Origin of the sequence: Shewanella sp. 10N.286.52.E4 (assembly GCF_041468785.1) — a bacterium.
Lineage (GTDB): Bacteria > Pseudomonadota > Gammaproteobacteria > Enterobacterales > Shewanellaceae > Shewanella > Shewanella electrodiphila.
The window spans coordinates 120,619-135,203 of record NZ_JBFRJJ010000015.1 but is presented as its reverse complement, the minus strand read 5'-3'; the positions used below and the strand labels follow the sequence as shown (position 1 = coordinate 135,203).

At 42.8% G+C, this 14,585-nt stretch carries 13 protein-coding genes; 7 read left to right on the top strand and 6 right to left on the bottom strand.

Translation table 11 applies throughout. The annotated features are described in order from the left end of the window. Positions 1 to 269 precede the first annotated feature (269 nt). Both AB4153_RS08475 and AB4153_RS08470 read left to right on the top strand, forming a co-directional pair. The gene (locus AB4153_RS08475) at positions 270 to 521 is read left to right on the top strand and encodes a YkgJ family cysteine cluster protein (RefSeq protein ID WP_102528881.1); all 252 of its coding nucleotides are present in this window, start codon (positions 270 to 272) and stop codon (positions 519 to 521) included. Between the two features lie 30 nt (positions 522 to 551). Beyond that, positions 552 to 1,007 (top strand): Rrf2 family transcriptional regulator, encoded by a 456-nt coding sequence (locus tag AB4153_RS08470; protein WP_371997039.1) that lies wholly within the window; start codon positions 552 to 554, stop codon positions 1,005 to 1,007. Here the strand turns inward: AB4153_RS08470 and AB4153_RS08465 are convergent. From AB4153_RS08465 to gpmM, 4 genes are all read right to left on the bottom strand, one after another. After that, entirely contained in the window at positions 982 to 1,734 is a 753-nt protein-coding gene (locus AB4153_RS08465) for a divergent polysaccharide deacetylase family protein (RefSeq protein WP_248956644.1), read from the bottom strand. The two genes, AB4153_RS08470 and AB4153_RS08465, sit on opposite strands and share 26 nt — an antisense overlap. Positions 1,735 to 1,746: 12 nt before the next feature. Beyond that, positions 1,747 to 2,949: a S41 family peptidase gene (locus tag AB4153_RS08460; protein ID WP_371997037.1), complete on the bottom strand. Its 1,203-nt coding sequence runs from the start codon at positions 2,947 to 2,949 to the stop codon at positions 1,747 to 1,749. Between the two features lie 76 nt (positions 2,950 to 3,025). After that, complete coding sequence (locus AB4153_RS08455) at positions 3,026 to 4,159, bottom strand: murein hydrolase activator EnvC (protein ID WP_102528885.1); 1,134 nt, start codon at positions 4,157 to 4,159, stop codon at positions 3,026 to 3,028. Between the two features lie 10 nt (positions 4,160 to 4,169). Then, positions 4,170 to 5,702: a 2,3-bisphosphoglycerate-independent phosphoglycerate mutase gene (gpmM, locus tag AB4153_RS08450; protein ID WP_102528886.1), complete on the bottom strand. Its 1,533-nt coding sequence runs from the start codon at positions 5,700 to 5,702 to the stop codon at positions 4,170 to 4,172. A gap of 363 nt (positions 5,703 to 6,065) precedes the next feature. Here gpmM and AB4153_RS08445 point away from each other — a divergent pair, with 363 nt between their 5' ends. The 4 genes from AB4153_RS08445 (at position 6,066) to AB4153_RS08430 (ending at position 9,530) form a co-directional block, all read left to right on the top strand. Continuing rightward, positions 6,066 to 6,500 carry a rhodanese-like domain-containing protein gene (locus tag AB4153_RS08445; RefSeq protein WP_102528887.1) on the top strand — a complete coding sequence of 145 codons (435 nt, stop codon included), beginning with the start codon at positions 6,066 to 6,068 and terminating at the stop codon, positions 6,498 to 6,500. Between the two features lie 209 nt (positions 6,501 to 6,709). Next, entirely contained in the window at positions 6,710 to 7,198 is a 489-nt protein-coding gene (gene secB, locus AB4153_RS08440; RefSeq protein WP_102528888.1) for a protein-export chaperone SecB, read from the top strand. Positions 7,199 to 7,203: 5 nt separating this feature from the next. Next, a complete protein-coding gene (gpsA, locus tag AB4153_RS08435; RefSeq protein WP_102528889.1) occupies positions 7,204 to 8,220 on the top strand; it encodes an NAD(P)H-dependent glycerol-3-phosphate dehydrogenase in 1,017 nt (338 codons plus the stop codon). Positions 8,221 to 8,345: 125 nt separating this feature from the next. Continuing rightward, on the top strand, positions 8,346 to 9,530 hold the full coding sequence (locus tag AB4153_RS08430) for an NAD(P)/FAD-dependent oxidoreductase (RefSeq protein WP_371997035.1): 1,185 nt from the start codon (positions 8,346 to 8,348) through the stop codon (positions 9,528 to 9,530). Here AB4153_RS08430 and AB4153_RS08425 read toward each other — a convergent pair. Together AB4153_RS08425 and AB4153_RS08420 are read right to left on the bottom strand one after the other, a co-directional pair. After that, a complete protein-coding gene (locus AB4153_RS08425; RefSeq protein ID WP_371997034.1) occupies positions 9,527 to 10,558 on the bottom strand; it encodes an AraC family transcriptional regulator ligand-binding domain-containing protein in 1,032 nt (343 codons plus the stop codon). The two genes, AB4153_RS08430 and AB4153_RS08425, sit on opposite strands and share 4 nt — an antisense overlap. Beyond that, positions 10,555 to 11,382: a GGDEF domain-containing protein gene (locus tag AB4153_RS08420; RefSeq protein WP_371997033.1), complete on the bottom strand. Its 828-nt coding sequence runs from the start codon at positions 11,380 to 11,382 to the stop codon at positions 10,555 to 10,557. The genes AB4153_RS08425 and AB4153_RS08420 overlap by 4 nt, the downstream gene beginning before the upstream one ends. Before the next feature lie 455 nt (positions 11,383 to 11,837). Here AB4153_RS08420 and AB4153_RS08415 point away from each other — a divergent pair, with 455 nt between their 5' ends. Beyond that, positions 11,838 to 14,576 carry a TonB-dependent receptor gene (locus tag AB4153_RS08415; protein WP_371997032.1) on the top strand — a complete coding sequence of 913 codons (2,739 nt, stop codon included), beginning with the start codon at positions 11,838 to 11,840 and terminating at the stop codon, positions 14,574 to 14,576. The last annotated feature ends 9 nt before the right edge of the window (positions 14,577 to 14,585 follow it).

The following is a 14,585-nucleotide window of genomic DNA, read 5'->3' as shown; positions in this document are numbered from 1 at the left end:
TCGTGTCTGGCGTTTATAGCTCTGTGCACTTTTGATGATGTAGGTTAATGTATTTGACCTAACTAGATTGATAGAATGCATATAAGTAGTGCGTTTAAAGTGATTAATGACTGAGTTCATAACAATCATTGTCAGATGTTTATCAGATAAAATTGTACAGAACTCTCACTTTATAGTTAAAGATGTATTTTATGTGCTTTTTATACAAAAGATGTTTTTATATTAGGCATTAGTAAGATATATTGCTGCTTTAACGCTTAGGTAGAATTATGGATTGTCGTCTCGGCTGCGGTGCTTGTTGCATTGCGCCCTCTATTACTAGCCCGATCCCTGGAATGCCAAAAGGTAAACCTGCTGGTGAGCGTTGTATTCAATTAAATGACGATAACTTATGTAAGCTGTTTGGCGACCCATCTAGGCCAAAGGTTTGTGCTGAGTTTACAGCCACAATTGACGTGTGCAGTACGACGAATGAACAAGCTTTATGGTTGATCACTGAACTTGAATCATCAACATCTTAAGCAGATAAATTTTAAGCCTGGAATTAACTTATGCAACTAACACGATATACAGACTATGGCATTCGTATTTTAATGTACGTCGCTGCCCAGCCACAAAGAGAAACGTTATTTCGTATTGCGGAAGTCACAACTGTCTTTGAGCTGTCGTCGAATCACGTTGCAAAAATTATTCATCATCTAGGCAAGCTTGGCTATATCCAAACCATTAGAGGAAAAAGCGGTGGGTTTAAGTTGGCGGTAAAGCCTGCTGAGATAAATCTGGGTAAATTAGTGGGTGAACTTGAGCCATCATTAGCCCCAGTTAACTGTACTGAACCTTATTGCCGCTTTACGCCTGCTTGTAGCTTAAAGGGCATATTAGCTAAGGCTGTTGCTGCTTATATGGAAGTATTAAATCAGTGCTCTTTAGCTGATATAGTAAAAAATTCAGACGAGTTAATGGAAACGCTGCCAGATCTGTCTATCTCAGTACTTGAGCTGAACTAGTTCCTTCGTTCTTAGCCATTGAAACTGGCAAAAGTTTTGAGGTATGGACTAAGTCGATACCTTTACCTTCCAATCTATGTAGGTTTTTATTTAAAAAGCGCACTGTTTCCGGATAAGGGTGCGCGATTACAACAATACTCCCTTCGGTTTTTGCTTTCTTAATGATTTGAGTGAATTGTTTCTCTAACGCTTGTTCACTGACATCGTTATCTAAAAAGATTTCTCTTCTGAGTAACGGCACTCCATATTGCAGGGCTTTATCGCTCGCTTTGCTATAACGAGTGGTGACGCTATCAACAAAATACAAATCCTTTTTCTTTAAGCTTTCCATTAACCAGTTCATTGGATTATCTAACTGAGTTAATAGGCTACCCATATGGTTATTGGCACCTTTGGCGTAAGGGATATTTTCGAGAGATGCTTTAAGCTGACGCTTTAATTGCTGCTCATCCATATCATTAGTTAAACCACCGCTTCCCAATTTTTTACCATTTAATGCCTGCATTGGAATATGCAGCATAATTTCATTACCTTGATTATGCCCTTGTTGAGCCAATGTTTGGCCTAAAGGGGTATGAGGTAACACTGATAAGGTGACTGTATTAGGGAGCGTCAGTACAGCCTCATCTGATTGACGATAACCTATATCGTCAATGATGATAGCGATGTTTGCGGCTTGTACGTGTCCAGTAATGAGTAGAGCTAATCCAAAAAATATTTTGCGCACAGAGTCTGCTTTTTAGTTATGAGTAGTTATCCATGCAATAGCTGAAGAAATCTGACCATCCTGTGGTTCATCATATTGCGCAGTTGTTTGCTCAATTATATCCAGATAATCAGAATTTAGAATAGCTTCGTTTGAAATTTTAATATCGGGTTCAATACCTTTACTGTGAATGTCATTGCCATCAGGCGTGCTGTACTTTGCAATGGTTAGCTTTATCGCATTACCCATTTCTAACATGGGTATTAGGCTTTGTACTGTACCTTTACCAAAGCTTGTTTCACCTACAAGTGTTGCTCGTTCGTTTTCTTGCAGTGCTGCTGCCAGCACTTCTGATGCTGAAGCTGAGCCTTTATTGATTAATACCACCATTGGGATATCTTCGAAAATAGTTGGTTGAGATGCGTAATAAACTTCATTGGCATCAAAAAAACGCCCTTCAGTTGAGACTATTAACCCTTTTTTCAAGAACAGATCCGCAATACTAATTGCTTGACCCAATAAGCCACCCGGATTGTTCCTAACATCCAAAATAAGTCCACTTAATGATTCATTTTTCCAAAGTTTAGCTTGTTTGATAATGGCGCTAGTCGCGTCGTGTTGAAACGAATTTAACTGTATATAACCGATATTACCTTTAATAATTTTAGCGTTGATAGACTCTATATGAATAAGCTCTGGATCTAATGAAAGCTTGAATGGCGAGTCAGTTTCACGTTCAATGGTTAAGTTAATTGTCTGTTTATTATTACTATTTTGTTTTATGTCCATCAATACGTCAGTTAAGTTACTGCTATCAATAATGGTATCGTTTAGCTGTAGTACTTTATCGCCTGGCTGTAAGTTTGCTCTTGCTGCAGGTGAATTGGGGTAAGGAGTAATGATAGTGATTTGATCGTCGTCGGTTGCCACTTCAAAACCATAGCCGAAATACTGCCCACTATTACTATCGTTAATGCTTTGGTAGTCTTCAGAATCCAAAAAGCCGGAATATGGGTCAAGGTTTGTAAAAATGCCATCGATGGCGAATTCGATTAAATCTTCTCGATCAACATCGTTGAAGTAGTAGGTGTGAATTGTGTCGATAACATCTAATAGCAGCGTGTAACTGTATTCAGATTCATATTTATAGTGTTGCTCTGAACTTGATAAGCTCATTGATAAAGCAACTGAAATACCCAATAGAAAACATAATAAACAGCGTGCAAATTGCATCATAATCGCCCCTTAATACCGTTAAGGTATATTCAGGGCGTCGGTTATTTCAGCGAATTAGGCTTTTATAGCCTGATGATTATCGACAATATTTCGCTGGGTTAACGGCTTGCCCTTTGTGTCGTATTTCAAAGTATAGGCCAGATTCTGTTTGTCCGCCTGAACTCCCGACAAGGGCAATTGATTCACCTTTCTGCACCGTTTCACCTGGTTGGATTAATAACGCCTGTGCGTGGCCATAAAGGCTCATATAACCTTCACCATGATCAACGACCATCACCATACCAAAACCGCGTAACCAATCGGCGTAAATTACAGTGCCTGGTGCAACGGCTGTGATGTTACGTCCTTCAGGGGCGGCTATTACCACTCCTTTCCAACGGATTTGACCTGAACGACGACTACCAAACTTTGAGGCTAAGTGGCCTTTTGTTGGCCAATTTAATTGTCCACGTTTTTTAGCTAAGCCATCCATTTGAGGGTTGTCTTTAGCGGCAAGTAACGCTTGCTCAATGAGGCGCTTCAAGCTGGCCTCTTCTATTTGCATTTGTTCCAGTTCCGCACCTTTACTAGTAAGGGTGCGCTGGATCTGCGCTAAAGTTTGCTGACGTTGGCTTTGTTCTTTATTGAGTTGCTCAGCTTGTTGCTTTTGCTCAATGATTAATGCATTCAGCTTTTGCTGTTCTTCAACTTGTTGAGTCTTAACGGTATCTAATTGCTCTATGGTGCTCTTTAGATTTGTAATAGCGGCAATTCTGGCGTTATTTAGATATTGATAGTAAGCCAGCATTCTTTCAACTGTTGCGGGATTTTGCTGGTTCAGCATCATTTTTGAGTAGTCATGATTACCGGCTAAATAGGCACTTGAAAGTTGTTTAGATAAGGTTTTTTGTTGTGTTGTACGGCGTTTATCTAGTTGAATTTTTTCTACATCTAGCTCACTGAGTTTGCTATTAACTTGACTGAGAGACGCTTGAGTTAAATTTACTTTTTGTGCAGCACTAGAAATAGCTTGCTCATCTCGTTTGAGTAACGAAATGAGTTTTTCCCGTTGGCGGCTGCTGTCTTTCAAAGAGCTTTGCTGTTGGTTAATCTGTGCTTGAATAGCTTTAAGCTCAGACTGACGCTTGTTCAGATCGGCACTTTGAACTGATGATGAAAGTATCAGAAAGCCAGCAAGTATGCTGGCTTTAAACAATAGTCGTTTTTTCACGAGTGGCTATTTACTCTTTGAGTTTAATGATTGAGTGGCCTGTCATTTCTGATGGCACTTCTTGTTCCATCAAGGTTAACATAGTTGGCGCTATATCGCTCAATCGGCCGCCCTCTTCGATAGTGGCATCACGTCCAACATAAATGAATGGGACTAGTTCACTGGTATGGGCGGTATGTGCTTGACCTGTTTCTTCATTGGTCATTTGCTCAGCATTACCATGATCGGCGGTAATTAAACATTCGCCGCCCACTTTTTGTAACGCTTCAACCACACGGCCAATACATGCATCTACAGCTTCACATGCTTTTACTGCGGCATCGAAGTTTCCTGTGTGACCAACCATATCACCGTTAGGGTAATTACAAATGATCACGTCATAGTCTGTTGACTCAATTGCAGCAACCAGCTTATCGGTTAGCTCTGTTGAGTTCATTTCAGGTTGAAGATCATAAGTTGCTACATCTGGAGATTTAATCAGTTCGCGGCTTTCACCTTCAAATGGTTGCTCTTTACCGCCATTAAAAAAGAAGGTTACGTGAGCATATTTTTCAGTTTCTGAAATGCGTAACTGAGTTTTACCTTGGTTTTGTAAAGTCTCACCTAAGGTATTAACCAAATCTGTTGATGGGAATGCCACAGGGACTTTAATGTCGTTGGCATAGTTTGTTAGCATCACAAAATTGACGTCAGGCGTCGCTTTACGCTCAAAGCCATCGAAGTCAGCATTTACAAAGCTGCGAGTAATTTGGCGTGCACGGTCAGCGCGGAAGTTCATGAAAATAAGCGCATCACCGTCAGATAAATGAGCAGCTTCGCCAATAGTGGTTGCTGCAACAAACTCATCATTTTCATCACGGGCGTATGCTGCCTCTAATGCTTCAACGGCATTAGAGTAGTTAAATTCAGCTTCACCTTGAGTGATGAGGTTATAGGTTTTTTGTACGCGATCCCAACGGTTATCACGATCCATTGCGTAGTAACGACCAATCAATGAAGCGATTTTACCGTGTCCTAAACTGTTAAATAACTCATCAAAATGCGCCAATGAATTTTTTGCACTGCGAGGTGGTGTATCTCGGCCATCTAGGAAAGCGTGTAAGTACACTTTAGTTGCGCCACGTTCAACTGCCATTCGACACATAGCTTCAATGTGATCTTCATGACTATGGACACCACCTGGAGACATCAGCCCCATGATGTGCACTGCGCCATTATTGCTAATTGCTTTGTCGATAGATTCACATAAAGCAGCGTTTTGAGTGAATTCATTATCTGCAATCGACTTAGTAATACGTGTCAGTTCTTGATAGACAATACGGCCAGAACCAATATTGATATGACCCACTTCAGAGTTACCCATCTGACCATCAGGTAAACCTACATCTAAACCTGAGCCTGAAATTAAACTGTGTGGATAAGTAGCATTCAATTTATCTAAAACGGGAGTGTTAGCGTGAAAAATAGCATTTTGATGCGTATTTTCGCGGTAACCCCAACCATCTAAGATAAGGAGTGCCAATGGACGCTTTTGAGTCGCCATGGAAATACCTCTATTTGAAAGTTAAAAGTTGATGAGAAAGTTAAAATTTTAATGGTATCGATATTACTACTTATGCAGGCGCTGAAAAAGTAATTTACTTACAGCTTTGCTCTAAGAGAGGTTATTTCAATAGCCATGGCGTTGTCTGAGTGGCTGGGAGGCTTGATGAATTATTTGCAATAAAAACATAATTACTGCGGATTTGACCTTTGCTTGTTAACTAAATGCAATCTTTCTTAGGTAAAGTGGCACTAATAAATCATTGGAGTCGAGTAATAGGCTTGAACTTGCTGCATTATAAAGACGCAATCGGTATACTCTGTGGCTTATTAATTTTAGCCATTTTTAAAGTAGGCAGAGAAGATGCAAGAATATATTGAATTTTTTCAAGCAAACCCAGTATTGAGTATTGCGTGGGTTGGTTTGTTCATTGCGGTAGTCGTGACTACGATTAAAGCTGCAACCTCTAAAGTCGTTAATATCAATACGCAAGAATTGACCATGTTAATGAACAAACAAGACGGTAAAGTCATTGATGTTCGTTCTCAAGAAGAGTTTCGTAAAGGCCACATCGTAGATGCGTTAAATGTGCCTTTGTCTGAAATTAAAAATAATAAAGCGACAAGCCTTGAAAAGTATAAAAGCAGTCCCATTATTACTGTATGTAATGCTGGTATGACGTCTGCGCAAGCAGCTCAACTTCTTGTTACGCAAGGCTTTGAAAATGTCAGTAACCTAAAAGGCGGTATGGGTGACTGGACTGCGGCTAACTTACCGACTGTTAAAGGTAAGAAGTAAAAGGTAACCAGCTACTCGCTGATGACAATATTAGCGAGTAGAACAAGATCCTACTTGTATAAAGGGCTTACAGGCGTTTTGTTAACTAGTTAGATCAACTTTAATCGGGATGGACTAAAATATGGCATCAGCTGCATTTTAGTAATAAAAGCCCAAATCTAAAATTAGCTTCATAGAAGAGCTAAAACACAATTTGAAGGTAGAAAATCATGGCTGAAGTAGCTAACAACGAAGAACAAGCACCACAATTCAACATTCAACGCGTATTCACTAAAGACGTTTCATTTGAAACGCCAAACAGCCCAGCTGTTTTCCAAAAAGAATGGAACCCAGAAGTTAAGCTAGACCTTGACACTCGTAGCAACAAACTTTCTGATGACGTGTATGAAGTGATTCTTTCTTTAACTGTTACAGCTCAAAACGGTGAAGAAACTGCATTCTTATGTGAAGTTCAACAAGCTGGTATTTTCTCTATCACTGGTTTAACTGAACAACAACTTGCTCATTCATTAGGTGCTTACTGCCCTAACGTACTATTCCCATACGCACGTGAAACTGTAGGCAACTTAGTTGCTCGTGGTACTTTCCCACAGCTTAACCTTGCACCTGTTAACTTTGATGCGTTATTTGCACAGTACGTTCAACAACGTCAGCAAGACGCTGCTGCAGCTCCTGCTGCTGAAGAAGCAAACGCTTAATCAATATGGATAATACTACCGAAATTACGGTATTAGGAGCAGGGTCTTACGGCACTGCTCTTGCCATTTCCCTCGCAAGCAGCGGTCATAAGACCTTGCTATGGGGCCATGAGCCTGAGCACATGGAAACCCTAGCCAAAGAACGCGCTAATAATGCATTTCTGCCAGGAATTACCTTTCCTGACACACTTGAATTAGAAACCGACTTAGGCAAAGCACTTGCTGCGAGTAAAAATGTTTTGGTTGTAGTACCAAGCCATGTATTTGGTTTAGTACTGAAACAGGCCAAACCTTTACTACGAGATGATGCGCGCATTGTCTGGGCCACTAAAGGATTAGAGCCTGAAACAGGTCGATTACTGCAAGATGTTGCTCGTGAGCAACTTGGTGAGAAATTTCCATTAGCAGTATTATCAGGACCAACGTTTGCCAAAGAACTTGCTGCCGGTATGCCGACAGCTATTTCGGTAGCGGGAACATGTACCGACTTTACTCATGATTTGGTAGAGTTATTACATAGCCCGAAACGTTTACGTGTTTACGCAAATGATGACTTTACTGGCTTACAATTGGGTGGCGCTGTTAAAAACGTTATCGCAATTGGCGCGGGTATGTCAGATGGCATTGGCTTTGGCGCTAATGCTCGTACTGCATTGATCACCCGTGGTTTAGTTGAACTAACACGTTTAGGCGTCGCATTAAATGCGGATGCTAATACCTTTATGGGTATGGCTGGCCTAGGTGATTTAGTGCTGACTTGTACAGATAATCAATCACGGAATCGTCGATTTGGCTTGGCACTAGGTAAAGGTAGCGATGTCGATACCGCCCAAGAAGAAATTGGCCAAGTGGTTGAAGGTTATCGCAATACCAAAGAGGTTTACACTTTAGCTAAACGTCTTGGTGTTGAAATGCCAATCACTGAGCAAATCTATCAAGTGCTTTATAAAGGTAAAGCCCCTGTAGATGCAGCCAAAGAGCTACTAGGACGCGAACAGAAGTCTGAAACACTCTCAAGCTAGTGCAAGTGTGAATACAACGAAAAGGGTGCTAATATAGCGCCCTTTTTTGTGGCTGATGAAAAATCCGCCACTAAAATATGCTAATCGATTGCCGTAAGGCGCTTAACGAATAAGAGAGTAAACCTGTGAAACATCACGACGTAATTATTATTGGCGCAGGCGCAGCAGGATTAATGTGTGCATCAACTGCAGGCTATCGAGGTCGTGATGTACTGGTGTTAGATAACGCCAAACAGGCAGGTAAAAAAATTCTTATCAGCGGTGGTGGTCGTTGTAACTTTACCAACCAAAAAATAGAGCCGCATAACTTCTTATGTGGCAACAGCCATTTTGTTAAGTCTGCACTAGCCCGCTATCGTTCACAGGATTTTATCGAGTTAGTTGAACGTCATGGTATTAACTACCATGAACGTGACCACGGGCAGTTATTCTGTGACGATTCAGCCAAAGAAATCGTCACCATGTTGATGACTGAATGTGATTGGGCGGGCGCTACAGTACAGCTGCGCACTGAGATCATGAGTGTGGCGAAAAATGCCCAAGGACAGTTTGAAGTGCAAACCTCCAATGGTGAATTTAGCTGTGATTCATTAGTGATTGCTACAGGCGGCTTATCCATGCCAAAACTTGGCGCATCACCTTACGGTTACAAACTTGCAGAACAATTTGGACTCAAGGTGTTACCGACCACAGCTGGCTTAGTGCCATTTACATGGCATAGTGAACAAAAAGCGCGTTTTGAGCCGCTGTCAGGCATTGCTGTGCCGTCAACCATAACCGCTGAAGATGGTACCCAATTTAGTGAAGCACTATTGTTTACTCATCGTGGTTTATCTGGCCCAGCTATTTTGCAGATCTCAAATTACTGGCAAGCAGGACAAGCAATTAGTATTAACTTATTGCCCAATGAAAGTGCCAAAGAAAAAATTGAAACTGCACTGGCTAATCATCCTAAACAAAGCTTAAGAAATACGGTTAGTCAGTGGTTACCAAAGCGTCTTGTTGAAACGTTGTTTGATGCAACTCATCTGGATAAAGCCTTAAATCAATTAGGGCACGGTGAACGAGACCAAATTGCTAGAGACTTAAATGAGTGGTCAATCGTGATGAATGGCACCGAAGGTTACCGCACCGCAGAAGTAACGCTTGGCGGTGTTGATACCAACGAGTTGTCATCTAAAACCATGGAAGCGAAAAATGTCACGGGCTTATACTTTATCGGTGAAGTGATGGACGTCAGTGGCTGGCTCGGCGGGTTCAACTTCCAGTGGGCATGGTCATCAGGGGTGGCTGCAGGGCAATCGATCTAATTTGATAACCAATATCTAAACTGGCTAGGTAATTGTCCTGTCCAGCGCTTAAATGAGCGGCGAAAATTATTACTGTCGGCAAATTTTAACTGTTTGGCGATATGGGGGTTACTGTCTCCGTTAATCACAATCAGATAGATAGCGTGTTGTAGCTTGGCTTCATCTTGCAGTTGCTGAAAGCTAATACTAAATGCCTTTAGCCTTCGCTTCAGTGTCGCGGGGCTGAGACACAGCTGCTGTGCGACATCGGGCAAACTCAAATTAGCGTGGATTTGTCTTAGCAGAAGAGCGCGGATGGTTGCTGGCAAACCAATACGACGATCAGCATTTAAATATTGCCGCCTCAGCTGTCGTTGTGCTTGTAAAAAACCTTGCGAATTATGTAATTCAAAAGCTTGCTTGAGTGTAGATTGGTTGACGCTGACGACACAGATAGGTTGGTTAAATTTCAATTCGTCACCAAGGTATTTGTAGTATTGGTCAATATTGCTTGGGGCTGAATAGGGGAGTGAGAACTGACCTTGCCAGCGGCAGCGACTTAAACGTTTATAACTGGATACTAAGCTCGATAAACTTAATTCTATGAAAAAGCGTTGCAGCTGTGGCATACCTAAGTCTTGCTGGAGCAGCAGATGCTGCTGTTCGGCGGTTTGCCAGCGTGAGATCTGTAGCCAAGGCTGAACAAGCCAATGGTAGCGTTGCCAAAATCGCTGCGCTTGATCTAAGTCTTCACTACAGAGTAAACCTTGGCTTAGTTGACCACTTTGGGCTGGTAACCACTGCTGACCCAAAATAAAAGCAAGGTCGTCAGTAGGCCAAGATTTAATTGCATTACTCACCAGTTTAGCCAATTGCAGCGGACTAATTTTGTGTTCAGCCTGGCAAAAGTCTTGTTCGAAAATGGCGCTTCCCGCCAACAGGGAGGCCGTGGATAAGCCCCGCAGCCGGAACAGTGCTACCAAATTGGCGACGAGTAGCTGGCTATCAATGCATTTATCGTCAGCATAGGCAATTGCCGTTAATTTCATCCGGCTTTAGGCCATCGTTGTGCTTGCTTTACTTGCTCTAGGTTTTGGTTTACCTGCTCAACAAGTTGCTCAGCGTTGAGTGAAGGTTGAGCGTTATTGTTGGCGGTAAAGCATATCGCTTGGCTTGCTTGGCAGCCCAGTGGTGTGATGGTGTTTACCAGCTCTTGGGCCATGGCTTCTGCAAAGACTTGGCTGCATTGGCTTAGCATAATAACAAATCGATCGCCGGCGTATCGGCACACTAAATCCTGTGAACGAAGCTGACTAGCTAACATTTGTGCGACGTTAGTCAGCAGTTGGTCGCCTTGGGTAAAACCTCGTTGATGGTTGATTTGGGTAAAATTATCCAGATCAATCATGATCAATGCGATAGCGTGGGGTTGAGCTAAATGTTGCTCGAGTTGGTGGCGCATGGCTCTGGCATCGCACAGCTGGGTTAGGTGATCAACCAGCTGGTGTTGGCGATAAAATTGCTCGCGGGTTCGCAGCTGCTCGTTGATGGTGGTTTGCTCTTCTCGCCATAGCCATAAACCAAAGGTCAAGGTGACTAAGCCAATAGGTGTCGGCAGCTTTTCCATTAAATTGAACCAGCTCGGCAAGCTGTCGTTAATAAAGAACTCATCGAGTAAATCCATATAGCAGCCAAGGCTATACCCCAATAAGCCAATCAGTAATAGCTGGGTGACACGACCGCCAGGTCGGGCAGATAACACCAGCACTAGCCAACTTAAGCCTAGTAATAATAGCGCGCCTTCGGTGGTGATATCGAGCCAGTCAATATCGGCACTAGGTTTGAGTTGCGCTTGGAGTAGACACAGGCTCAATAATGTAGCGCAGCATAGGAGTATCGAAGTGGCAAATCTATAGCTAGGGATCATGGTTTATAAGTGATTAATTATAGTGATAGTTACGTTACCGCGCTTATATGACGCTTTTGTGATGGTTTAAGTCAATTTAGGGGAGGCAAACTAGCTCATTCAACGAGTCAGTTTTGCTTAAAAAGTTTCAACTTATTTTGAGCTGGTATAAATATGAAACTAGTTCATGGGCTTTTTTTCTTTTAAAACCAGCACATTATTTGGCTTTTATAGAGTAAATAACACACTGCTTCTAATATCAATTAACCAAGTTTAGCCCAGTCATTTTAGCTCAAGGCCCTCGGTTACATGGCTATTTAGGCCTATTTGGGCCTAGGAGAAATACCTGCGTCACATCATTGTCATATCCTTCATCTAGCTTTGCCGCCCATCAGAGCTAACAACCAATAGGATGTAAAATCATGACGTTAAAGAGTTCGCTTTCCCCTCTTTATATCGCCTTGCTTGCTTCAAGCTTGTGCATGCCATCAGCTGCTTGGGCAGGGCGTATCGAAGGTGCAGTTAAAGACAGTCACACGCAATTGCCACTGCAAGGTGCCTTAGTGAGTATTGAAGAGCTAAATCTAAAACTAGAATCCAATCGTGATGGGCGGTTTTTCTTCCCCAAAATTGCTGCGGGCGAATATACCTTAGTGGCCAGTTATCTAGGTGGGCAGACTCATCGAGAACGCATTAAGGTAACGCAAGACGGCATCAGCAATAGCCAGATCCAGTTGCAGGGCCAAGGGTTAGAACATATTCAAGTGGTAGGTCAGCGCGGCGCGTTGAGCAAATCATTAAACCGCCAGCGAGCGGCTGATAACTTAGTGAGTGTGCTCAGTGCAGATGCATTAGGCAATTTTCCAGACACAAACATCAGTGAAGCACTGCAACGGGTACCCGGGTTATCGATAGAGCGCGACCAAGGTGAAGGCCGATTTGTGCGTATTCGCGGGATGGCGCCAGATTATAATGCAGTATCAATGAACGGCACTAGACTGCCTTCGCCAGATAGCGATCGCCGCGCCGTGGCACTCGATGTGCTACCGGCTGATCTGTTGCAATCGGTAGAAGTGTCTAAGACATTAACCCCTGACATGGATGCTGACTCGTTAGGTGGCGCCATTGAGGTTAAAAGCTTATCTGCATTCGATCGTGATGATACTTACTTCAATATCAGTGCCGAAGGCTCCTATGATGAACTGACCGAGAACACCAACCCCAAATTAGCTGCCAGTTATAGCGATATTTTTGATGACCGACTGGGCGTCGCTATCGCTGCAAGTTGGTATAACCGTGATTTTGGTTCTGACAATGTTGAAACGGGCGGTAAATGGGCGTTTGATGAACCGGTATTGCTTGAGGAAATGGAGCCGCGTGACTATCAAATTAACCGTGAGCGCATTGGTGTGGGAGTTAACTTTGACTACCGCCCTAATGACAATAACGATGTGTATTTACGCACGCTTTATAGTCAGTTTGATGACACTGAAACCCGCAATGGTAATGAAATCGCTTGGGAAGATGGCGTGGCAATGGGTGAAAGTGGTGATGTAGAAGCCACTCGTTCGCTTAAATCACGAAGAGAAGATCAAGCGATAGGCTCTTTGGTACTCGGCGGCCAGTCTCGATTTGATAAATGGACGCTGGATTATCAAACCAGTTGGAGCAGAGCGACTGCAGATAAACCAAGACACATAGGCGGCGCCGATTTTAAAGGTGAGTTCACTGATGTGGCCGTCGATGATACTCACATACCCAAAGTGACTGCAACTGAGTCATTTTACAGTGCAGATCAATATGAATTAGATAAAGTGGAAATTGCCGACTCAAGTGCAGTGGATACCATGGTCTCAGCGAATTTCGACCTGAGCAAAACGTGGTTGATTAACGATTTGCCTGTAGAAGTTAAATTTGGCGGAAAATACACCGCCCGCAGTAAAGAGAATCGTGAAGACATCTGGATTTATGAGGACTTTTCCGATCAAGGCATCGCTGATGACCAATTACTGATGAGCGCTTATGCAGGTCCAGAGCCAGATTACAATTTAGGCCGTTTCGGTCCATCCATTAATGCAGCCCCCGTATGGGCCTTGGTCAATGGTATGGATGCCGACAGTGCTAAAGACGAGATTGAATCGACCATTAACGACTTTGATATTGATGAAGATATCAGTGCCGCCTACCTGATGGGGCATGTCGACATTGATCAATTACGCGTGCTAGCAGGGGTGCGTTTTGAGCATACCGATATGCACACCAAAGGCTCTGGTTTTGATGAAAGCCAAGATGCGTTTTTTGCCAGCGAAACCGATAGAGACTATCAACACTGGTTGCCAGGGCTGCATCTCAATTATAAGTACAGCGATAATACTGTCGTGCGCGCCTCGTGGAGCAATACTATTGTGCGTCCGACCTTTGGTCAGCTAGCGCCGGGTTATCTCATTGAAGTCGACGATGATGAGCTAGAAGCCAGCTTTGGTAATCCAGATCTTGAAGCCCTAGAGTCAATGAACTGGGACTTGAGCATTGAGCATTACATGGGCGGCCTCGGCGTTTTATCGGCCAGCGGTTTTTACAAAGACATAAACAATTTTATCTATGAAGCAGATTTAGGTGGTTATGGTCCTTATCAAGATTTCGATAAAGCCAATACCTTCACTAATGGTGATGAGGCTAATATCACTGGGGTTGAGCTAACCTATGTGCAAGATTTTAGTTTTATGCCAGAAGATTGGCGTGGGCTTATCTTTACTAGCAATGTCACCGCTAGCGATTCGTCTGCCACGATCTCTTGGCAAGATGATGGTAAGCAAAGCCGTGATATCCCACTGCCGAGTCAATCAGAACTCACGGCAAATGCCTCATTTGGATATGAAAATAGCTATGTTAGTTTGCGTTTATCAGCAGCTTATAAATCAGAGTACTTGATTGAAGTCTCAGAGCTTGATGATGCTGATTTTGACATCTATCAAGATTCCCACACCCAATGGGATTTTGTTGCCAAAGGTTATATCACTGAAAACGTCACGGTTTACTTTAAAGGGATCAACTTAACAGATGAGCCTTATTACGCTTATACCGGTCAATCACGCTACAACGCCCAATATGAAGAGTACGGTCGTACTTTCCAATTAGGCATTCAGTACATCAATATGTAGGGATTGATT